Source organism: Streptomyces pyxinae (genome assembly GCF_024756275.1).
Lineage (GTDB): Bacteria > Actinomycetota > Actinomycetes > Streptomycetales > Streptomycetaceae > Streptomyces > Streptomyces pyxinae.
The window spans coordinates 18,485-39,776 of sequence record NZ_JANUGQ010000011.1 but is presented as its reverse complement, the minus strand read 5'-3'; the positions used below and the strand labels follow the sequence as shown (position 1 = coordinate 39,776).

Here is a 21,292-nt window from a genome sequence, read left to right as displayed (position 1 = left end):
GCCGCCCGGGGGGCGTGCCGTGACCGCGGGGCCGGGCCCGGGAGTGGTGTCCCGCACATCCGCGCGGGCGATTCGCGCAGGTGCGCGGTGGGCAGGCGGTCGTTCCGGGGGACGAGCGACGGGGACGGAAAGGGTTTCGAGTGGTACGTTCCGAGGACGCGGGGCGGGAGCCCCGGCGGGCGGCCCCGGCCGGGGTGTTCGCGGCCGGCGGAGAGGTCGGCGCGGATCTCGCCCGGGTGGACTGGGCAGCGACCCCGCTCGGGCCACCGGACGAGTGGCCGCAGAGCCTCCGGACGGCCGTGAGCATCCTGTTGTCCTCCCGCTTCCCGATGTGGATGGCGTGGGGTCCCGAGCTGACGTTCTTCTGCAACGACGCCTACCGCCGGGACACCCTGGGCCGGAAGTACCCCTGGGCGCTGGGCCGGCCGTCCAGCGAGGTGTGGGCCGAGGCGTGGGGGGACGCCGGACCGCGCATCCAGACGGTGCTGACCACGGAGCAGGCCACCTGGGACGAGGGTCTGCTGCTCTTCCTGGAGCGGGCCGGCTATCCCGAGGAGACGTACCACACCTTCTCCTACAGCCCGTTGCGGGACGACGACGGCCGGGTGGTCGGCATGCTGTGCGTGGTGAGCGAGGAGACCGAACGGGTCATCGGCGCGCGGCGGATGGCGACCCTGCGGGACCTGGGCTCGGACCCCAGCGTGGTGCGCACCGAGCGGGAGACGCTGGCGTTCGCCGGCCGGCAGCTCGGCCGCAACCCCCGGGATCTGCCGTTCACCCTGACCTATCTCTTCGGGGAGGACGGTTCGGCGCGGCTGATCGGGACGACCGGTCTGCCCGCCGGGCATCCGGCCGCCCCGGAGACCCTGCCGGCCGGCACGGACGGCGGGGTGTGGCCGGCGGCCGTACCGGCGCGGGGCGAAACGGCCCTGGTGGAGCTGGACGGCGCCCCGTTCGAGGGGCTTCCGGCCGGTGCCTGGCCCGAGCCGCCCCGGCAGGCGCTGCTGGTGCCGCTGCTCCAGCAGGGCGACGCGCCGTCCGGCTTCCTGGTGGCCGGGCTGAACCGGTACCGGGCGGTGGACGACGCGTACCGGGGGTTCGTGGAACTGGCCGCCGGGCATGTGGCGACCGGGATCGCGAGCGCCCGGAGCTACCAGGACCAGCAGCGGCGGGCCGAGGAACTGGCCGAACTCGACCGCGCCAAGACCACCTTCTTCTCCAACATCAGCCATGAGTTCCGCACCCCGCTCACCCTGATCATGGGCCCTGTGGAGGAGTTGCGCACCCGGCTGGCCGGGGCCGACGAGCGGGTACGGGAGGAGCTGGAGGCCGTCCACCGCAACGGGCTGCGGCTGAGCAAACTGGTCAACACCCTGCTGGACTTCTCCCGGATCGAGGCCGGCCGGATGCGGGCGAGCTACGAGCCGGTCGACCTGGCCGCCGTCACCGCCGAGCTGGCCAGTGGGTTCCGCTCGGCCATGGAACGGGCCGGTCTCGACTACCGGGTGGACTGCCCGCCGCTGGACGAGCCGGTGCACGTGGACCGCTCCATGTGGGAGAAGGTGGTCCTCAATCTCCTCAGCAACGCGCTGAAGTTCACCTTCGAGGGCTCGGTCACCGTCTCGGTGCGCGCGGCGGACGGCGGCGGGGCGGTGGTGACGGTGACGGACACCGGCATCGGTGTCCCGGCGGAGGAGATGCCCCGCCTCTTCGAACGGTTCCACCGGATCGAGAACGCCCGCTCGCGCTCCCACGAGGGCAGTGGCATCGGCCTGGCCCTGGTCTCGGAGCTGGTGGCGCTGCACGGCGGCACCATCGACGCGGAGAGCACCGAGGGCCGGGGCACCCGTTTCACCGTCCGGCTGCCGTACGGCTCCGGCCATCTGCCCGCCGACGCGCTGACCCCCGGCGCGGGCCGCACCGACGCCACCTCCGCCGCCGACCCGTATGTGCAGGAGGCCCTGCGCTGGCTGCCCGACGGGCGCCCGGACGCGGGACGGGTCGAGAGCGACACCGGGAAGGAGGGGAACGACGCCGGGAAGGCCGGGGACCCTGACAGGCCCGGGGAGGCCGGGGAGGCCGGGAACGCCGGAGCCGCCCTCGTGCCCGGCACACCGACCGGCGGCGAACCCGGCGGTGTCCGGACCGGCGGCGAACCCGGCGGTGTACGGACCGACGGTGTACGGACCGGCGGTGCGCCCGCCGCCCCGGACGCCGGTGAACCCGGCGCGGTGACCTCGCCGGGGTCCGGCGGGTACACCCCGGCACCGGTGGCCCCGGCGCGGGTGCTGATCGCGGACGACAACGCGGACATGCGCGACTATCTCGCCCGTATCCTCCGGGGCGCGGGCTATCTGGTGAGCGCCGTCGAGGACGGCCGGGCGGCACTGGACGCCGCCCGGGCGGACGCCCCCGACCTGGTGGTCAGCGATGTGATGATGCCCCGGCTGGACGGTCTGGCCCTGGTCGCGGCGCTGCGCGGCGAACCCCGCACCGCCTCGGTGCCGGTGCTGCTGCTCTCCGCCCGGGCCGGTCAGGAGTCATCCATCGAGGGCCTTCAGGCGGGCGCCGACGACTATCTGGTCAAGCCGTTCGCCGCCGCCGAACTGCTCGCCCGGGTCCGGGCCAATGTGGAGCTGGCCCGGCTGCGCACCCACCATGCCCGCTGGCGGACCGCGCTGGTGGACTCGTTGCAGGAGGCGTTCTTCGTCTGCGACGAGGAGGGCGCCGTCATCGAGATCAACGCCGCCTTCACCGACATCCTGGGATACGGCCCCGAGGGCCTGCCCTACCGGCCGCGCCACCCCTGGTGGCCCGCGGCGGAGACCGATCCGGAGGCACACCGACAGGTCGCCGCCGCCTTCGCCGCGCTGACCGGTGGGCAGGGCGGCAGCAGCCACACCATCCCGCTCGACAACCGCGACGGACACCGGCTGTGGGTCCGCGCGACCTTCAACCGGGCCCGGGATCCGGACACCGGACGGGCCGTCACCGTCGGCACCTTCCGCGATGTGACCACCGAGCACTACGCCGTCCAGCGGGAGAGCGCGCTGGCGGCGTTGAGCACCCGGCTGTCCCAGGCCACCAGCCTGCCGGAGGCCCTCGCCGACGCGCTGCGCCAGCTGAAGGACGTGTGGAACGCCCGCCGGGTGCTCGCCGCCGTGTTCGGCTACGGCGACGATCCCGTCCTCACCGACACCGACACTGGTACCGGTACTCGTCCTCGTACCGGCTCCGAGCCCGGTACCGGCACTGGTACCGACTCCGGCACGGGCACGGGCGCCGCCTCGGGCGGCGCGGCCACGGACGGCTGGGACCAGCTCTCCGAGGAGCGGCGCGGGGCGCTCGCCGGGGTGCGGCAGCGGCCACCGCTCACACCGGCCGCCGACGCCACCGGGGCCACCATTCTGCTGGAGCATCCGGACGGCCCGATGGCGCTCTGGATCGACCTGGGCCACCGGCCCTTCACCAGTGAGGACGAACTGCTGCTCGCGCTGCTGGCCGGTCATCTCGCCCAGGGGCTGGCCCGGGTCCACCAGATCGACCAGCAGCGGGAGACCGCGATCGCGCTCCAGCGCGCCATCCTCGGCCCGTCCCGGCTGCCCGAGGGGTTCGCCGTCCGCTACGAGCCGGCCGGCCGGCCGCTGGAGGTGGGCGGCGACTGGTACGACACCGTCACCCTGCCGGACGGCCGGATCGGCATCGTCGTCGGGGACTGCGTGGGACGCGGTCTGGAGGCGGCCACCGTCATGGGCCAGCTCCGCAGCGCCTGCCGGGCCTTGCTGCTCCAGGACTCGGGGCCCGCGCGCACCCTGATGGCGCTGGACCGGTTCGCCGCCGGAGTGCCGGGCGCGATGTGCACCACCGTCTTCTGCGGGGTGCTCGACCCGGAGACCGGGCGTCTGACCTACTCCAGCGCGGGCCATCCGCCGGGCATCCTCGCCTGTCCCGACGGCACCACCCGGCTGCTGGACGACGGGCGGTCCCTGCCGCTGGCCGTCCGGCCGGGCGGGACCCGGCCGGAGGGCGAGTGCGTGATGCCCGCCCGGGCGACCCTGCTGCTCTACACCGACGGCCTGGTGGAACGCCGGCGGCGGCCGCTGACCGCCGGAATCGACCAGGCGAGCACGGCCGTTCAGGAGGGCCGGTACACCGCCGTCGACAAACTGGCCACCGATGTCATGGTCCGGCTGGCACCGGCCGGCGGCTATGACGACGACGTGGCCCTGCTGCTCTACCGTCACCCGGCGCCGCTGGAGGTGTCCTTCCCCGCCGAGTCCGGTCAACTGGCCCCCGTGCGCAAGGCGCTGCGTGGCTGGCTCGACCGGTGCGACCTGCCGCCCGGGACCGCCCAGAACATCCTGGTCGCGGCCGGCGAGGCGTGTGCCAACGCCATTGAGCACGGCCACCGCGACGCCCCGGGTGACACCGTCCGGCTGCGCGCCGAGGCGTTCACGGACAATGTGCGTCTCACCGTGGCCGACAGCGGCCGGTGGAAGACACCCCGACCGGAGGCCAACGCCCACCGCGGTCGCGGTATGACACTCATGCGCGCGATGATGCAGCAGGTCACCGTCACCCCCGGACCGACGGGCACCACCGTCGACATGCATACGAGGATCGCCTGATGACCACCCCGCTCACCCTCACCCCCGGCCGCCGTTCGGACGGCACCGCGCTGCTGACGGCCGCCGGGGAGATCGACATGAGCAACACCGACGCCCTCGCCGCCGCGCTGGACAGCACCTCGGGACCGGTGGTGGTGGATCTGACGGCGGTCGACTACCTCGACAGCGCCGGGCTCACGGTGCTCTTCGCCCACGCCCACCGCATCCAGCTGATCGCCACTCCGCTGCTGGACCCGGTGCTGACGGTCTCCGGGCTCGCCTCGCTCACCACCGTGCACGCCGGTGTCCCCGACGGCCTCGGTGTTCCCGGTGTTCCCGGCGCCCCGGCGGGCGGCGGGAACACCCCGCCGGCCTGACAGGACGCCTCTCCGGTCCGACGGGACGTCTCTCCGGTCCGACCGGCGGCGCCGCCGGCCCGAGGGGAGGCGCTGCCGGGGCCCGGTCACCGGCGCCCAGGGCCGGGCCGGGAGCCGCCGCCCGGGACCCCGGCGGCCGGGTTCCCGCGATCGGGCCACGGGGCCCGCGCCCCCGCCCGCCCCGGTGGTACGGGAGGCTCCCGCCCTCCGGCGGCCCCCTTGAGCGGCGTCGCTCAGAAGCCCTGCGGCGAGCCGAAGACCCGCTGGGGGTCGTACTCCTGCTTGATCCGCGCCAGACGGTCGGCGTTGGTTCCGAAGTAGGCCCTCCGCCAGTCCCGGAGCGCCGGGTCGGTGTAGTTCTGGTACGCGAAGCCGCTCGCCCAGCTCCGCATCGCCGCGTAGGTGCCGTTCAGCCACTCCTGATGGCCAGCGACCGTCGCCGCCGGGGCGCGGTCCGGCCAGGAGACGATGTACTGGGCGAGGAACCGCGCGTCGCGGTGGACGAAGGCGGTGGCGGCCGGCTTCACCCTGCTCACCGCTCCGCCCAGCGAGTCCAGGGCGACGCTCCCGGCTCCGCCGCCGCTCAGCTTGGCCAGCGCCTCCACCCGGGCGAGCAGCGCCCGGACGCCTGCCTCCGGGATGTCCCGGGTGTAGAAGTCGGAGCGGGCGGCGTACGACTCCCGGGCCACCCCGCCCTCCTTGGTACGGCCCGGCAGGGTGCCCCGCTGGTGGGCCTGGGCGACCGTCCGGCCGGACACCCCGCCCATGATCTTCATCGCGTCCATGAAGGTGTGCGGGTTCACCGACACCGAGGAGGCCGGGACGCCGACCCGGTCCGCGAACCTGTCGAGCCGGTTGAGCAGGTCGGAGCGGGTACCGAGCGAGAGCCCGCCCACCCGGACCCGCCCGGGGCGACCGCCGGCCGGGGCGGAGAGATGGAGGTTGGCCCAAATCTCGTCCGGGTTGTCCGGCGCCCAGCGCTGCCACTCGCGGACCACGTCGGCCGCCCGGGACCACGGCCAGGAGAGGAAGAAGGTGACACAGGAGGGCGCCGCGTGGGTGCGGAAGCCGAGCGAGGTGACGACCCCGAAGTTGGCGTTGCCGCCGCCGCGCAGCGCCCAGAAGAGGTCGGGGTCATGGGTGGCGTCCACCTGGCGCAGCCGGCCGTCGGCGGTGACGATGCCGGCGCCGGTGATGCTGTCGGAGGTGAGCCCGTACGCCCGGGCCACCACGCCGATGCCGCCGCCGAGCGCCAGCCCCGAGACGCCGACGGTGGGACAGGAGCCGGCGGGTATGGTCCGGCCGGTGGCGGTCAACCGGTCGTAGACGTCGATGAGTTTGGCGCCGGCGCCCACGGTGGCGGTGGAACCCGAGACGGCCACCTTCGCCATCCGCTGGACGTCGATCACGAGCTTTCCGTTGCCGCTGGACCAGCCGGCGTAGGAATGGCCACCGCTGCGGACGGCGACGGGTATGCCGTGCTGCCGGGCGAACGCCAGGCACTCGCGCACGTCCTGGGGCCCGGCGCAGTACGCCACACCGGCGGGCCTGGCCCCGTCGAAGCGCGGGTTGAACAACTGCCGGGCCGTGTCGTAGTCGTGGTCGCCGGGGCGCAGCAGGCTCCCGTCCAGCCCCTTGCCGAGCGCGGTCCACGCCGCGGCCAGTGCCACCCGGCCGGCCGCCCGGCCCGCTGCCCGGGCCACCGCCGAGGAGCCTCGCGCGGTGGTGGTTCCGGCCGCCGTCGCGGGTCCGGCCGCGGCGATCCCGGCGCCGAGACCGGCGGCCCCTGCCCCGGCTCCCAGACCGGCCCGGAGCAGCCCCCGCCGCCCGAACTCCGCCCGTCGGCCTGCCGTTTCGCGGCTCATCCGTACTGCCCCCTTCGTCCCGCGTGCTGTCCGTGCCCCGGGACCGGCTCGTGATCGTCCGGCCCCGGCAGTGAGGGGGACGGGCGGGAGGGAGCCCCGGGTTGCCCCGGAGGGGTGATGACTTCGTGAAACCTCGTGCACGCCTGCCCCCTGCCCCCCGGCCCCCGACCTCCGGTCCTCGCTCTTCTGCCCTGTCCCCCGGTCCCCGGTCCCCTCGGTTCCCGTCCTCCGGTCCTCGGCCCCCCGTCCCCGGGTCGCCGGTCTCCCGAGCAGCCGCTCGTGGTTGTCGCCACCGCCCGGGCCCCGCCCCCGGGTCGCCGGTCTTCCGTCCCCCATCCCCGACCCCCGGTCCCCGTCCTCCAGTCCTCGGTGCCCCACCTCGTCCCCCGAGCCTTCCGTTCCCGCCCCCGCCTCCGGGCTCGGTCTCTCCGCCCTCCGGCCTCCCGGGGTCCCCCGGCCCCCGCCAGGGGCGGGGAGCCGGAGGGCCTCCGGTTCCGCCCGGCGGACCGCCGGAGGACCGGGGCGCGGCGCGTCAGTCGTCGGCCCGGCCGCCGTCCCCCGGTGCGGTACCGGCCAGACGTTCGGTCAGCGCCCGCAGGACGAACAGGTTCGGGGTGCTCGACGCCACCGCCGGCCACACCTGCCACTGCCCGGTGGCGCGCAGGGCGATCCGGTCGTCCACGACGCCGAGCCGCTGGACCTGTGTCCACCGCAGGGACACCCCGCCGGTGCCGATCGCGTCCTCGGTGATCCAGACCGCCCCGAAGGTGAGCCGGGCCCCCCGGGTCAGTGCGTCCAGGGCACGCGGCACCTGGGCGCCGGTGACGGCCCGTCTGATCCGGTCCTGCCACTCCGGGGGGCCGAAGCCGCCGTCGGGCAGCACGACCGGCTCGCCGTCGGCGTCGGTGAGGCAGGTGAGTACGCAGGCACGGGTGCCGCCCCGTGCGGACGGCACCGGGCGCAGGTACACCTCGGTGGTGTCGTAGCGAACCACCTGGATCCGCCCGCCGATGGCGGTGGTCACGCCGTGCTCGTACAGGTCGAGCCGTTCCCCCGGTTGTGCGGCCGGCCCGTGGCCCCGGCGCCCCCGGGGGCGCGTGCCGGCCGTGACGGCCCGCCGGACCGCCCCGGCCACCGCCTTCCATCCGGTGCGCGCGGTGGCCCCGGGCGCCGGCGTCCGGTACGTGGCGTGCCGCCTGCCGAGCCGCGCCCGCCCGGCGGCCGCGGAGACCTGTGCCAGCAGCAACTCCTCGGCTCGGCTGGGCCCGCTCCCCCCTGTCACCTCGCGACCGCCCGGCCGGGCCGCGGTCCCGCGCCCGCGCCCTCGCTCCGTACGAGCGCCCCGCGCGCCCGCCGCAGTTCGTCCCCGGGGGCCACGCCCAGGTCCTCGGCCAGCCGACGGCGGGCGCGGTCGAAGACGGCCACCGCCTCGGCCGGGCGGCCGGCCCGCCGCAGCGCGCCCATCAGCTGTGCGGCGGCCGGTTCGTCCAGCGGCCGCTCCAGGACCAGGGCGGACAGCTCGGCGGTGGCCTCGGCGATCCGGCCGAGGCGCGACTGCCAGCCGGCCCTTCGCCGTACGAGAGCGGCCCGGCGTTCGACCAGGCGCAGCCGCTGTGCCTCGGCCGCCGGGCCCGGCAGCCCGGCCAGCGGCTCACCGTGGAACAGCTCCAGGGCCCGGCCGCACAGCCGTACCGCCTCGGCCAGGTCACCGGCCCGCTCGGCCGCGCCGGCGGCGGTCGCGAGGTCCTCCATGCAGGCCGCGTCCACCTCGGCCACGCCGCGCGCCAGCCGGTAGCCGTTCCGGTCGCGTGTGATCACCGCGTCCGTGCGCTGCCCGAGACGCAGGCTCTTGCGCAGCCGGTACACATAGACCGGTACGGCGTTCCCGCCCGGGTACTCCATCCCCCAGACGCCGCTGAGCAGTTCCTCCCGGCCGACCGACCGGTCCGGGCTCATCGCCAGCACCGCCAGTACAGCCTGCTGGCGCAGCGGGCCGATGTCCACGGGCTGTCCCGCCACCCAGGCCCGCAGGGGGCCCAGTACGGAGATCCGGACCCATGGGCCGGGTGCCGGCTCCGGGTCGCGGCGGGCGCCGGTCCGCTGCGCCGCACCGGGCACCCGTCGTCGCGGGCCCCTGCCCGGCACGACCAGACCGCAGTCGAAGGCGTGCACGATGGCGCCGGCCCGGTCCCGCAGCCCCAGCTTCGCCATGACATGCCCCAGCAGCCCGGCCACCGCGGGCTCGGGCAGCGCGAGGGCGTCGGCGATCTCGGCGTCCGCCAGGCCGCAGCCGAGCGCGTAGAGCGCCGCGCGCTCCGCGGCGGTGAGGACGGGGACGTCCGGGTGCCCCTCGCGGGCGGCCGTGGTCGTCATCGAGCGTTCCCCCTTCCCGGACCGGTCGGGCCGGCCGGTCGGTGTGTTCGGTCCCGTCGAAGGTGGTCCCGGTGGAGGGGGCGCGGACAGGCCATCGCGGCGGCCATATGTGGCCGGTGGCCGCGCTACAGTCCCCGGTCTGCGGAAACGGTGTCCAAGGGGAGGAGGGCCGTACGTGGTGGCCGGTGAATTCGGGGATGTGCTGCGGAGGCTGCGGGGGGAGGCCGGGCTGACCCAGGAAGGGCTGGCGGAACGCTCCGGGGTGAGCGTGCGCACCATCCGGGGTCTGGAGACGGGGCAGCGCGCCAACCCCCGGATGACGACGGTCCAGCAGCTGGCCGGCGCGCTGGAACCGCCGCCCGGGGACCGCGAGGAGCTGCTGCGGGCCGCCGGCCTGCTGGCGGAGGCACCGGCACCGGACCGGCACCCCGGAACCAGCGGCTCCGGAGCGGACGGCTCCATGACCGGCGCCTCCGGAGCGGCCCGGCGCACGCCGGACGGACCGGCTCCGGCACCACCCGGCCCGGCGGAGGATCCCGGCGGGCTCCTCGCGCGGCTGGTGCGGGCCCGCTGGCGGCACGAAGAGGAACAGCGCCGTATCCAGGACCCGTTCCCCCTGCCGGTCCGGTGGCGGACGGCCCGCGAGGACCTGACCGACCACTGGGCCAATATCCTCCGGCTCCCTCCGGAGGCCACCGCCGGCGCCCTCGACCTGGCCGGCCGGCTCGACGGAATCGCCGGCACCTACCGGCGCGTCCCGTCCGGGCGCCTGGTGATCCTGGGCAGATCCGGCTCCGGAAAGACGGTGCTGGCCCTGCGCTTCGTCCTCGACCACCTGGCCTCCCGTGAACCGGGCGACCCGGTTCCGGTGATCTTCAGCATCGGCGCCTGGGACCCGACCGCCCTCACCCTGCGGGACTGGCTGGCCGCCCAGCTGACCCGCGACTACCCCGGCCATGCCGTACAGGGCTCCGGCGGACGCAGCCTGGCCGCCGAGCTGGTCGAGTCGGGCCGCGTGCTCCCCGTCCTGGACGGCTTCGACGAGATGGCCGACGGCCTGCGGCGCCCCGCGCTGGAGGCGCTCAACGCCACCCCCCTGCCGCTCCTGCTCACCAGCCGTCCCGCCGAATACGCCGCCGCGGTCGCCGAGACCGATGTGCTGACCTCCGCCGCCGCGATCGAGCTCACCGACCTCACCCTCGACGACCTGGCCGGCTATCTTCCCCGTACCACCCGCAAGTCCGGCCGGACGCTCCCCGCCGCGAACACCTGGGACCCGGTCCTGACCGAGCTGCGCGAGCAGGCCCGCCGGCGGCCCGTGCCGCCCCTCGCCCGGGTCCTGACCACCCCGCTGATGGTCGCGCTGGCCCGCACCATCTACAGCGACACTCCCGACCACGACCCGGCCTCGCTCCTGGACACCGAGCGGTTCGGCACCCAGGAGGCGCTGGAGGAACACCTTCTGGACAACTTCCTCCCCACCGTCTACCGCCCCCGACCCGGCCCCCGCGGCGCCGTGCCCGCGCCCGTCCCGGGCCCCGGCTTCGAACGCGCCCAGCGCTGGCTCGGCCATCTCGCCCATCATCTCGACCGGCTCGGGACCCCCGACCTGGCATGGTGGCGGCTCGGCAGCGGGCCGCGCCGCTCCACCCGCACCCTGATCACCGCTCTTCTGACAGGGCTGGCCATCGGACTCGTCGACGGCGCCGTCATCACCGTGCTGCCGCTCTCGGTCCCGCAGACCATCGTGGACGCGACGGCCGTCGGCCTTCTGTCCGGGCTCATGTTCGGGCTGGCGCACTGGCTCACGTTCACGGTCAAGGACTTGCCCGTGACACCGTCGGCCGTCCGGCTGCGGATCCGCGGCAGACCCGGGCCCCTCCAGTGGAGCGCCGGTCCCCGTCTGGTGATCGGCACCCTGGGCGGGGCGGTCTTCGGCTTCGGCTACGGAGGCGTGATCGGCGTGGTCAAGGTGACGACCCGGGGGGCGGGGCTCTCGGACGGGCTGCGCACCGTGCTCATCGACGGGAGCGTCATGTGCCTGGTCTTCGGCGGCGGCACCGGTCTCACCTTCTGCCTCCTCGGCCTCTTCGAGACGCCTCTGGACATCCGTTCCGCGGTCGACCCGCGGTCTCTCCTCGGCGCGAACCGCCGTACCGTCACCGCCCGGTTGGTCCTCTGGGCGGTCGCCTTCGGAGCAATCGTCGGATTCGGGTCCGGAGCGGTCGTCGGTCTCCTGGGGCGGTTCACGGGGCCACTGGTCTGGAGCCCCGTGAACGGACTCGTCCTGGGTGTCGTCGGGGGCGTCGGCGGTTCCCTGGGGTACACCCTGACCCTGACCGCCTGGGGCCAGTGGGCCGTCCTCACCCGGATCTGGCTGCCGTTGACCGGCCGGCTGCCCTGGGCCGTCATGGCCTTTCTCGAGGACGCCTGCCGGCGGGGCGTACTGCGACAGGCCGGCGCGGTGTACCAGTTCCGGCACGCCCGGCTGCAGCAGCATCTCGCACATACGCACCGCAGGCGGATGTCCACGCGCCGAAGGCGGATCTCACGGAGATTCCCTCGTAGCGCCCTACCGTCGGCATCGCCCGGCAGCCGTGGCGGCAGGACCGGCTGACCGCCGCCCTCCGCCGCCGCCCGGGACCGTCGGCTCCCGACACCGTCCGCTCCCGGCCGAGCGGCTCGCCGTCCGGCGGACGAGACCCGGCCGTCTCGGGGGGTAGGGCTTCGCGGGTTACGGCACAGGCGGGACACCGCACCACCGCCGATGCCGCCGTTCGGGTGGCTTGCGGGATGCGGCGGTTTTCCGGGGTGTGGGGCGCGGAAGTAGCGGTAGCGGCACGACTGGCCACCTCTGGCCATCTTCAGGAGGTTGATTCCATGCGTATTCGCTCGACCGTTCTCGCCGTCGCCTTCGCCACCGCCGCCCTGGTGGGCGGCGCCGGCACGGCCCTCGCCGACGACCCCCGCGGGGAGTACGAGCACAGCAGCCCGCGCGGTGAGGAGTACGACCACGGCAGTCAGCGCGGTGGGGAGTACGACCGCGGCGACCAGCGTGGCGGGGACTACGGCACGCAGGTGGAGTGGGCGTACGACCACGAGGGCCTGGGCGGCAAGTACGCCAACATCAGCGGTCACAGCGGGCTCACCCAGGCCGAGGGCTACGCCTACGACCACGAGGGTCTCGGCGGCATCTGGCAGCGCTGACACACAGCGGTTCCGCGCATCCGGCGCTCCGGCCACCCGGCCGGACGGGCGGGTGCGCGGAACCGCTTCCCGACGTACCTGGGCCGCCGCGCCGGAGCAATCCCGGCGCGGCGGCCCAGGTCCTCCGGGAGCCGGGCCTCCGTGGCCGCCCCGCTCGGGGGCGGCCGGCGCCTCCGGGACCGTGCGGACACGGTGCCGGTGCGGACGCGGAGACCCCCTCCGGGAGTGCCGGGGGTGGTTACGGCTTGGGCGTGGCGTGCGGTGCGCAGACCACGTCCCTGCTGTCCACCTGCCCGGTGAGCAGGTAGTTCTCCACCCGGGTGTTGACGCACGGGTTGACCAGGCCGGTCACACCGTGGGAGCCGGCGTCCTTCTCGGTGATCAGGCGGGAGCCCTTGAACCGCTTGTGGAGCTCGACGGCGCCCTCGTAGGGAGTGGCGGCGTCCCGGGTGCTCTGCACGATGAGCACCGGCGGCAGGCCCTTTCCGGTGCGCACGTCGACCGGCGTCTGCCGCTCGGTGGACCAGGTGGCGCAGGGCAGGTTCATCCAGGCGTTCGACCAGGTCATGAACGGGTTGTCGCGGTGGAGCCGGGTGTTGTCGCGGTCCCACTTGCGCCAGCTGGTGGGCCAGGGGGCGTCCGCGCACTCCACGGCCGTGTAGACGGCGTTGCCGTTCTCGGCGTCGATGTTGCCCTTGACGTCCGTCATGTCGGGCGCGGCGGCGTCGACCAGCGCCTGGGTGTCACCGGCCACGTACGTGCTCCAGGTCTGGGCGACCGGCACCCAGGAGGAGTCGTAGTACGGGGCGTTCTGGAAGTACGCGATGAGCTCGGCGGGCCCGACCTGGCCGCCGATCGGCTTCGCCTTGGCGGCCGCGCGCAGCTTCAGCCACTGGCGCTCGACCTTGGCGGCGGTGTCGCCCAGGTGGAAGGCGGCGTCGTTGCGCGCGACCCAGTTCTCCCAGTCCTTCCAGCGGGTCTGGAAGGCCACGTCCTGCTCCAGGTTGGCCTGGTACCAGATGTTCTCCCGGGCCGGGTTCACCACGCTGTCCACGATGAGCCGGCGCACATGGGACGGGAAGAGGGTGCCGTAGACCGCGCCCAGGTAGGTGCCGTAGGAGACGCCCAGGAAGTTGAGCTTCTTCTCACCGAGCGCGGCGCGGATGACGTCCAGATCGCGCGCGGAGTTCGGGGTGGTCAGGTACGGGAGCATCTCGCCGCTGCGCTCGGCGCAGCCGTCCGCGTACTCGGCGGCCAGCTTCCGCTGGGCGCGCTTGTCCGCCTCGCTGTCCGGCACCGGATCGGCCTTGGGCGCCTTGACGAACTCCTGGGGATCCACACAGGAGATGGGCGTGGAGTGGCCCACCCCGCGCGGGTCGAAGCCCACGAAGTCGTACGCCTTGGCGGTGTTGGCCCACAGCGGGTTCTTGTTGGTCACCCGGGTCGGGAACCGCATGCCCGAGGCACCGGGGCCGCCGGGGTTGTAGAGGAGGGCGCCCTGCCGCTCGGCGGGCGTTCCCGTGCTGCCTATTCGGTCCACGGCCAGCTTGATCTGCTTGCCGTACGGCCGGGCGTAGTCGAGCGGTACGGACACGGAGCCGCACTGGATCGGCTTGGCCAGTCCCCAGTCCGCCGGGCAGTCCGCCCAGTCGATGCCCTTCGCCGCCGCGCGCTCGGCGGCGATCCGGACGCCGCGCGCCTCCGAGGTGCCTCGCCCGTGGTCATGGGCGGTGGCCACCGGGGCGGCGATCGTGCCCGCGAACAGGGCGCCCGCGATCAGAGTGCCGGCCGAGCCGAGCACTGCGGTGCGTTTCAACGTGTCTCTCCCCAGGGTGATCTGCGCCGCCGACGGCGGCGGCGCGGCATGAGTCCTGCGGAGGATCCTCACGTGTGGCGGGTTCTCGACGCCAGGTCGTACAGGCGTTTCTTTACCTAACCCATAAGCGGGACATGGTGTTCGTTAAGCGGTGAACGAATCCGTAACGGGGCCGTCCGCCGGAGAGTTCGGGCGAACCGCGACGACGCGGGACGGCGCCTTCGGTGCGGCCGGGCGCGCGTCCGCCACCCATCTCTCGCCAGGAACAGGGGACTTGGCGGTGGCCGGCGGGACGCCGCGGAAGGCGCTCCGGACAGGGAAGGGGCCCGGCGGTGTGCCCGCCGGGCCCCGTGCGGCCGTCACCGGCTCCCGTGGGTCAGATCGTCGCGGCGTCGATGACGAAGCGGTACCGGACGTCACTGCCGAGCACCCGCTCGTACGCCTCGTTGATCTGGTCCGCGCGGATCAGCTCGATCTCGGCGCCCAGGCCGTGCTCGGCGCAGAAGTCCAGCATCTCCTGGGTCTCCCGGATGCCGCCGATGCCCGAGCCGGCCAGGCTCTTGCGGCCGGCGATGACGGAGAAGAGGTTGAGCGAGACCGGCTCCTCGGGCGCGCCCACATTGACGAACGCGCCGTCGGTCTTGAGCAGGCTCAGGTACTTGTCCAGCGGCAGCGGCGCGGAGACCGTGGAGACGATCAGGTCCAGGCTGCCGGCGAGCTGCTCGAAGGTGGCCTCGTCGCTGGTCGCGTAGTAGTGGTCCGCGCCCAGCCGCAGGCCGTCGTCCTTCTTCCGGAGCGACTGGGAGAGCACCGTCACCTCGGCGCCCATCGCGTGCGCGATCTTCACGCCCATGTGACCGAGCCCGCCGAGACCGACGACGGCGACCTTCTTGCCGGGGCCGGCCCCCCAGTGGGCGAGCGGCGAGTACAGGGTGATGCCGGCGCAGAGCAGCGGCGCGGCGACGTCCAGCGAGAGGCCGTCGGGGATCCGCAGGGTGAAGGCCTCGTCCACCACGATGTGCGTGGAGTAGCCGCCGTAGGTGCGGTCGCCGTTCTTGTCCCGGTCGTTGTACGTCTGGATGTTGCCCCGGAAGCAGTACTGCTCCAGGCCCGCCCGGCAGTTGTCGCAGGTGCGGCAGGAGTCCACCATGCAGCCGACGCCCACCCGGTCGCCCACGGCGAACCTGGTGACCTCCGGGCCGGTCTCGGTGACCACACCGGCGATCTCGTGGCCGGGCACCATCGGGAAGATGCCCTCCGACCAGCCGTCCCTGGCCTGATGGATGTCGGAGTGGCAGATGCCGGCGTACTTGATCTCGATACGGACGTCGGTGGGCCGCAGCGCCCGGCGTTCGACGGTGGTGCGCTCCAGCGGCGCCTTGGCGCTCGGCGCCGCCCAGGCGGTGACGGTGGTCGGTCCTGCGGTGCTGGTGCGGTTCTCAGTGGTCATGACCTCCACCCTGCGCGGCCGCCGGGCCGCTACCCAGCCCTCCGCTTCGCGTACGACCGGCGTTCCTACCACTGGTGGGGACAGGCTGGCGGTGACGGCTCCCTGGATACTGGAGGGCATGGATGCCCACGTCCCGCCGCCCACCGAGCCCGCCCGGTACACCGAGGCCGTCGAAGACACCGAGGCCGCCGACCACGGCTCCGGGGACACCGCAGGTGCCGTGCGCACCGGGCAGCGGGCCCCGGGTGCCGCCGAGGCGCTGGACCGGCGCACCGAGCTGAGCGAGTTCCTGCGCTCCCGGCGGGCCCGGCTCCAGCCGGAGGACGTGGGGCTCGCCCACTTCGGGCGCCGGCGCCGGGTGCCCGGGCTGCGCCGGGAGGAGCTGGCGCAGCTGGCCGGGGTGTCCGTGGCGTACTACACACGGCTGGAACAGGGCAACGGCCGCAATGTGTCGGCGGAGGTGCTGGACGCCATCGCCCGGGCGCTGCGGCTGACCGAGGCCGAGCACGGCCATCTGCTGCGCCTGGCCCAGCCGAAGAACCACAAGAAGAAGCGGACGGCCCGCCCGCAGCGGTTGCGGCCCGCCCTCCAGGAGCTGCTGGACGCCATGGAGACCGTACCGGCGTACGTGGTGGGCCGGCGCTCCGACATCCTCGGCTGGAACCACCTGGCGGCGGCCGTCTTCGGCGACTGGGGCGCCATGGCCGCCGACGAGCGGAACTGGGCCAGGATCGTCTTCCTCCGGCCCGAGTCGCGCGAGCTCTTCCTGGACTGGGGACAGAAGGCGTCGGACCTGGTGAGCTTTCTGCGGATGGACGCGGGATGTTACCCGAACGACCCGTGGCTGCCCGGTCTGGTGGGCGAGCTGTCGATGAGGAGCGAGGAGTTCCGCAGGCTCTGGGCCACGCACGACGTGCGCGAGAAGGGCCACGGGGTGAAGCGGCTGCGCCATCCGCTGGTGGGGCGGCTCGACCTGTCCTTCGAGACGATGCGGCTCTCCGACGACCCCGACCAGTCCCTGGTGACGTACCACGCCGCACCGGGGTCCCCCTCCGCCGAGGCCCTGCGCCTGCTGGCCAGCTGGGGGACGGACGCCACCCGCGTCGGCCGGGAGTAGCGCCCCGGCCCCGTCCGGGGCGCCTCCCCTCCGGTACGGGGCTCCTCCCCGCCCGCAGGACCGGTGGCGGGCCGTACGGGGGCCCTGGCGGGGTCGTACGGAGGCGTGGCGGGCCGTACCGGGGCCGTGGCGGGGTCGTACGAAGGCGTGGCGGAGTCGTACCGGGGCCGTGGCGGAGTCGTACCGGGGCCGTACGGAGGCGTGGCGGGGTCGTGCGGGGTGTGGGGGGTCATGCCCGGCGCGGCATCGCCCGCGCGCCCCGCCACCGGTCCTTCCGCGTCCTTTTGCGCGCCTCCCGGACCCGCCCCAAGCTGGAGTGGAGGGCGGGGAACGGGCACGCCGTGCCGCCGTCGCGGTACGGCCGGGAGCGACCGGGAGCAGCGTTTGCCGTACGGACCCGAGCAGGACGTGAACGTGCGGGAGCTGCTGATCCGCACGGCCGGCGGGGACGAGGCGGCGTTCGCCGGGCTCTACGACGCGCTCGCCGACACGGTGCTGGGCCTCACCCGGCGGATCGTCCGGGACTCCGCGCAGGCCGAGGAAGTGACCCAGGAGGTCATGACCGAGGTGTGGCGCACCGCCGACCGCTACCGGCCCGAGCGCGGTACGGCCAGGACCTGGGTGCTCACCCTCGCGCACCGCCGCGCGGTGGACCGGGTACGGACCGTGCGGGCCAGCACCGCGCGGGAGCACCTGGCCGGGATGCTCTCCCGCGACCGCGCCTTCGACGAAGTGGCCGAGACCGTGGAGGATCGTGACGAGTACCGGCGCGTCCACCGCTGCCTGGCCTCGCTCACCGAGCACCAGCGGGTGCCCCTGGTGCTCGCCTACTACCAGGGCATGACCTACCTGGAGGTGGCCGACTCGCTGTCCACCCCGCCGGGGACGGTGAAGTCCCGGATGCGGGCGGGGCTGCGCGAGCTGCGGGTGCGGATGGAGTCGGACACATGACCTCCGCCGATCCGCACCTCGCCGCCGGGGCCTACACCCTGCACGCGCTGCCGCCGGACGAGGAGGCCGCCTTCGAGAACCACCTGGCCGGCTGCACCGCGTGCCGCCGGGAGGTGGACGCCTTCACCGAGCTCACCGCCGGCCTCGGTGGCCTCTGCCGGGTGGTCCCGCCGCCCGAGCTGCGCGCCCGGACCCTCGCCGGGGCCGCCCGGATCTCCCGGGAGGCCGCCCCGCCCCTCCCCCGGCCGCGCGGCCGGGGAAGGCGCTAGGACCGGTCGGGCAAAGGATCTTGGACGGGTTCGCGGAGCCAGAGGATGAGTGCGGCGAGGTGGACTCCGGCCTTGTGGCGGCCGGCGTATGTGTCGAGCCGCTCCGGCCGGCATGAGGATCGCGGCCACGGCGGCCACGGCGGCCACGAGTATGCGATAGACGCGCATGGCGCATGCCACCGCATCGAGCGCGGTCCGGTGCCCGACGCGGCGGCCGGCGGGCCCGAGGCGCCGGCCAAGCCGGCGAAGACGCCCGTAGCTGTGTGGCTGGCGGGGCGGCCGTGGCTTCCGCATCGGGGAGGGGTGGCCGCACTGGCCCCAGAGTCGAGCGGGCCGCATTTCCCGTCCATGGCCCGTACCGGGGTGCTCACACCTGATCGAGCCCGCCGAGGACGGGTCGGTGGTCCGGGGCCGAATCCGCCGGCGCCCCGCCCCGAAGGCGCCCGTGGCCGGCAGTCGTCACCGCTCGTGTTGACGAGCGCGGTGCCGGCGGACGGCATCCCGGCTGCCGCAGCGTGGTGAGCAGTACCGCTGGGTACCGTTCCGCGAGGTGTCGACGACAACGTTCGTACAGGGGTGGCCGGCGCACCGGCCGAGGCGATTCATGCCACGAGTCGTCAGGTGCAGTGCGGTGCCGACGCTGAACACGGCGTGCAGCACTCGCGGCAGATCGTCGTCGACGTCGCGATAGTGCAGGTGCCAGCCCTCGCCATTGTGGTCGGTCAGGCGTGGATACGCAGTCGCGGCGGCCATCTGCTCGTTGAGGATCGCCGCCCGCTCGGCTGGATCACGGGCGTCGACGACCCGCATCCAGTCATCGAGCACCGCCCGGCAGCGAGCGTGGTCGTCAGGGCGCTCGGGGAAGGGCATCGTCATGCCGAACTCGCGGGTCCGCTCGACGATCCCGGCCCGGGTGCCGGGCCAGTCGTCGGCCAAGGAACGGGCAAGGAGGACGGCATACTCGCCGTAAGGGTTGAGGTGCACAAGGGCATTACATCAGGGTGGGCGCATGCCCTATACATCCTTGTCCTCACCCGCCACCGGTGCGTCCATCCTCGGGATGACGCTCACCGCGCTGGCCATGGTGCTGACCCCTGGCCCCAACATGATCTACCTCGTTTCGCGCAGCATCAGCCAGGGGCGCGCCGCAGGGCTCATCTCCCTGGCCGGCACCGGCACCGGCTTCGTCATCTACATGCTGATGGCCAACCTGGGCCTCGCGGTCGCGTTCGTCGCCGTGCCCTGGTTGTTCATCGGCTTCAAGGCGGCCGGCGTCCTCTACCTGGTCCACCTCGCCTGGCAGGCCCTGCGCCCCGGAGGGCGAGGTGTGTTCGAGTTCCGTGACATTCCCCGTGACAGCCCGGCCCAACTCTTCCGTATGGGGTTGGTGACGAACCTGCTCAACCCCAAGGCCGCGATCATGTACCTGACCCTGATTCCGCAGTTCATCGACCCGCATCGTGGGCATACGACCGTGCAGGGCCTGGCTCTCGGGTCGGTCCAGATCGCGGTGAGCCTGACCGTCAACGCCCTGATCGTCATCACCGCCGGCGCCGTCGCCGCCTTCCTCGGGCACCGCCCGAGCTGGGCCACTGCGCAACGCCGCATCACCGGCACCCTCCTGGGCGCCGTCGCGTTGCTGCTCGCCCGCGAGGTGCCCGCTCAAGCCAGAGTCTGACCAGCCCCCCAAGGAGCAGGTCTCACCCGGCGGCGCCGGCGGGCACGTATCCCGCCATCCGAAGCCGCAGCCGGGGCCCCGAGCTCCTGGACGTGGGCTCCTGCCGCACCGGCTCCGCTGACGGTGCGGCCGGCCTGCCGCACGGGCCGCACCGGACGCTCACGGGCCTCGTTGCCGCCCGGCCGCCCCGGGCGGGTGGTGGTTCAGTCGGCGGACAGGGCCCGGGGGTGGCCAGTTCTGGGGTCGGGCTGGGACTGGGGCACGCCGGCGAGAGTGACCACGCCGACCGGATCGTGCCCGTCGATCACCGGCGGTCGGCACACCAGGTGCTCGGTCATCGGGCGGGATCTGCTGCACCTCGTCGTCCGTGCCGATCGGGTGAGGCCGGCGGCAGCCGGCGGCGCGGGACTCCGTCCACTCGGCAACCCGGCCGCACTTCAGGCGGTCCCGTCGATGAAACGCACCTCCGGATACCTGGGCGACGGTCCGTCGAGTATCCGAGCGCGGCGGTCGCGCAGGTGGAGGTCGAAGTAGGCGAGGAGATGGCGCCGCTGGACGGCCAGGGCTCGTGTCGCGTCGAGCGGGCCAATGAACTCGACCAGTTGTTCGTTGGTTGCTCCCAGTCGCGCGGCGACCTGCGGCATGAACGTCTCGTAGTCCGTGTAAGAGAAGTGCCGGGTACCGGTCAGCCGGAGCCAGCGGCGCCACCCGCGCAGCTGGGGCCAGATCTCGGGCCAGCTCGGTTTGTTGTCCGCGTCCTCGCTCATCAGGAGGAACGGTTTGCGCAATCCCCCGGTCACGACCGGGCCGAAGAGACTGCCGTCGAGATTCGCGCCCGCCACGATCGGCGCCCCGGCCGCCATCGCCGAGGCCGCGGTGGCACCACCCAGGGAGTGGCCGAACATGGCGGTCCTGGACAGGTCGAGCAGGCCGGCGAGGACACGCAGAAGGACGGCATGGTGCCCTTGTGCGCACCGTGCCAGTTCCTCCAGCACGAAGTGGGTGTCGGCCACCCGCACGTCGACCGCCTTGAGGATCGTCGGATCGTCGTCCCCGGTGAGGGGAAGCATCGCGTACTTCTCGACGCGACCGTCCGGGAACTCGACCTGCCCGGCGTCATAGGTGTGGTCGATGGCGACCACGATGTATCCGTGACTGACCAGGTCTTCGACCAGCGCGGTGCTGGAACCGCGGTGCTGGCCGTGCCCGTGGGAGTAGAGGATGACCGGACGCCGCCCCGCGAGCAGGTCCGGCGGTGCTCCGAGACGGGCATGGGTTTTCGGCAGCGTGGCGTACGGGGAAGGGAGATAGCCCGTCTGCTGGAAGACCCTGGCGGCCTTCGCGCTCATCCAGGGCGCCCTGGGCAGACCGGCGACCGGGCGCGCGGGGTACCAGAGCTGGACCATCAGCTCCCGTACCGGCCGCGCGGCCACCCAGGGGTCCCGGCGGCTGCGGTCCCGCAGGTGCAGAGCCACGGCGCCGAGGGCATGGGGACCGGTCGGGCGCGGGAGGGCGAGCCGTACGGGTGGCCGCACCTGGCCCGGCGCGCGGTGGGGCGACGCGGCAAGGGCGGAAGATCCAG

General features: G+C 74.0%; 15 protein-coding genes and 1 pseudogene. 8 read left to right on the top strand and 8 right to left on the bottom strand.

From position 1 onward, the window contains the following. Positions 1 to 140 precede the first annotated feature (140 nt). Together NX801_RS14660 and NX801_RS14655 are read left to right on the top strand one after the other, a co-directional pair. Complete coding sequence (locus tag NX801_RS14660) at positions 141 to 4,628, top strand: SpoIIE family protein phosphatase (protein ID WP_258788140.1); 4,488 nt, start codon at positions 141 to 143, stop codon at positions 4,626 to 4,628. Next, positions 4,628 to 4,984: an STAS domain-containing protein gene (locus tag NX801_RS14655; RefSeq protein ID WP_258788139.1), complete on the top strand. Its 357-nt coding sequence runs from the start codon at positions 4,628 to 4,630 to the stop codon at positions 4,982 to 4,984. Before NX801_RS14660 ends, NX801_RS14655 begins: the two co-directional genes overlap by 1 nt. 233 nt (positions 4,985 to 5,217) lie before the next feature. On the opposite strand, the gene NX801_RS14650 is transcribed toward NX801_RS14655, so the two are convergent. From NX801_RS14650 to NX801_RS14640, 3 genes are all read right to left on the bottom strand, one after another. Further along, positions 5,218 to 6,849 carry an FAD-binding oxidoreductase gene (locus tag NX801_RS14650; protein WP_258788138.1) on the bottom strand — a complete coding sequence of 544 codons (1,632 nt, stop codon included), beginning with the start codon at positions 6,847 to 6,849 and terminating at the stop codon, positions 5,218 to 5,220. A 532-nt stretch (positions 6,850 to 7,381) separates the two neighbouring features. Beyond that, positions 7,382 to 7,984 (bottom strand): DUF6585 family protein, encoded by a 603-nt coding sequence (locus tag NX801_RS14645; protein ID WP_309505842.1) that lies wholly within the window; start codon positions 7,982 to 7,984, stop codon positions 7,382 to 7,384. Positions 7,985 to 8,127: 143 nt separating this feature from the next. Beyond that, the gene (locus tag NX801_RS14640) at positions 8,128 to 9,222 is read right to left on the bottom strand and encodes an AfsR/SARP family transcriptional regulator (protein ID WP_258788136.1); all 1,095 of its coding nucleotides are present in this window, start codon (positions 9,220 to 9,222) and stop codon (positions 8,128 to 8,130) included. A 178-nt stretch (positions 9,223 to 9,400) separates the two neighbouring features. Here NX801_RS14640 and NX801_RS14635 point away from each other — a divergent pair, with 178 nt between their 5' ends. Together NX801_RS14635 and NX801_RS14630 are read left to right on the top strand one after the other, a co-directional pair. Beyond that, positions 9,401 to 11,839 (top strand): NACHT domain-containing protein, encoded by a 2,439-nt coding sequence (locus tag NX801_RS14635; protein WP_258788281.1) that lies wholly within the window; start codon positions 9,401 to 9,403, stop codon positions 11,837 to 11,839. 263 nt (positions 11,840 to 12,102) lie between these two features. Next, positions 12,103 to 12,429, top strand: a complete 327-nt coding sequence (locus tag NX801_RS14630) for a hypothetical protein (protein ID WP_258788135.1) — start codon at positions 12,103 to 12,105, stop codon at positions 12,427 to 12,429. Between the two features lie 238 nt (positions 12,430 to 12,667). Here the strand turns inward: NX801_RS14630 and NX801_RS14625 are convergent, their stop codons facing one another. After that, the gene (locus tag NX801_RS14625) at positions 12,668 to 14,245 is read right to left on the bottom strand and encodes an alpha/beta hydrolase (RefSeq protein WP_258788134.1); all 1,578 of its coding nucleotides are present in this window, start codon (positions 14,243 to 14,245) and stop codon (positions 12,668 to 12,670) included. Between the two features lie 376 nt (positions 14,246 to 14,621). Beyond that, positions 14,622 to 15,695, bottom strand: coding sequence for an NAD(P)-dependent alcohol dehydrogenase (locus NX801_RS14620; protein ID WP_258788133.1), 1,074 nt, complete (start codon positions 15,693 to 15,695; stop codon positions 14,622 to 14,624). Between the two features lie 118 nt (positions 15,696 to 15,813). Between NX801_RS14620 and NX801_RS14615 the strand changes: the two genes are divergently transcribed. From NX801_RS14615 to NX801_RS30755, 3 genes are all read left to right on the top strand, one after another. Further along, positions 15,814 to 16,812, top strand: a complete 999-nt coding sequence (locus NX801_RS14615; protein ID WP_258788132.1) for a helix-turn-helix domain-containing protein — start codon at positions 15,814 to 15,816, stop codon at positions 16,810 to 16,812. A gap of 384 nt (positions 16,813 to 17,196) precedes the next feature. Then, positions 17,197 to 17,763: an ECF RNA polymerase sigma factor SigK gene (gene sigK / locus NX801_RS14610; protein WP_258788131.1), complete on the top strand. Its 567-nt coding sequence runs from the start codon at positions 17,197 to 17,199 to the stop codon at positions 17,761 to 17,763. Further along, positions 17,760 to 18,032 (top strand): zf-HC2 domain-containing protein, encoded by a 273-nt coding sequence (locus NX801_RS30755; RefSeq protein ID WP_309505838.1) that lies wholly within the window; start codon positions 17,760 to 17,762, stop codon positions 18,030 to 18,032. The genes sigK and NX801_RS30755 overlap by 4 nt, the downstream gene beginning before the upstream one ends. Here NX801_RS30755 and NX801_RS31000 read toward each other — a convergent pair. Both NX801_RS31000 and NX801_RS14600 read right to left on the bottom strand, forming a co-directional pair. Then, a pseudogene (locus NX801_RS31000) lies at positions 18,029 to 18,133 on the bottom strand (IS5/IS1182 family transposase); the annotation flags it as partial. The gene NX801_RS30755 and the pseudogene NX801_RS31000 overlap by 4 nt on opposite strands. A gap of 358 nt (positions 18,134 to 18,491) precedes the next feature. Beyond that, positions 18,492 to 19,016 (bottom strand): CGNR zinc finger domain-containing protein, encoded by a 525-nt coding sequence (locus NX801_RS14600; RefSeq protein WP_258788130.1) that lies wholly within the window; start codon positions 19,014 to 19,016, stop codon positions 18,492 to 18,494. Positions 19,017 to 19,092: 76 nt separating this feature from the next. On the opposite strand from NX801_RS14600, the gene NX801_RS14595 reads away from it, so the two are divergent. Further along, positions 19,093 to 19,710: a LysE family translocator gene (locus NX801_RS14595; protein ID WP_258788129.1), complete on the top strand. Its 618-nt coding sequence runs from the start codon at positions 19,093 to 19,095 to the stop codon at positions 19,708 to 19,710. A gap of 437 nt (positions 19,711 to 20,147) precedes the next feature. Here NX801_RS14595 and NX801_RS14590 read toward each other — a convergent pair whose 3' ends face one another. Continuing rightward, entirely contained in the window at positions 20,148 to 21,185 is a 1,038-nt protein-coding gene (locus NX801_RS14590; protein ID WP_258788128.1) for an alpha/beta hydrolase family protein, read from the bottom strand. Positions 21,186 to 21,292 lie beyond the last annotated feature (107 nt).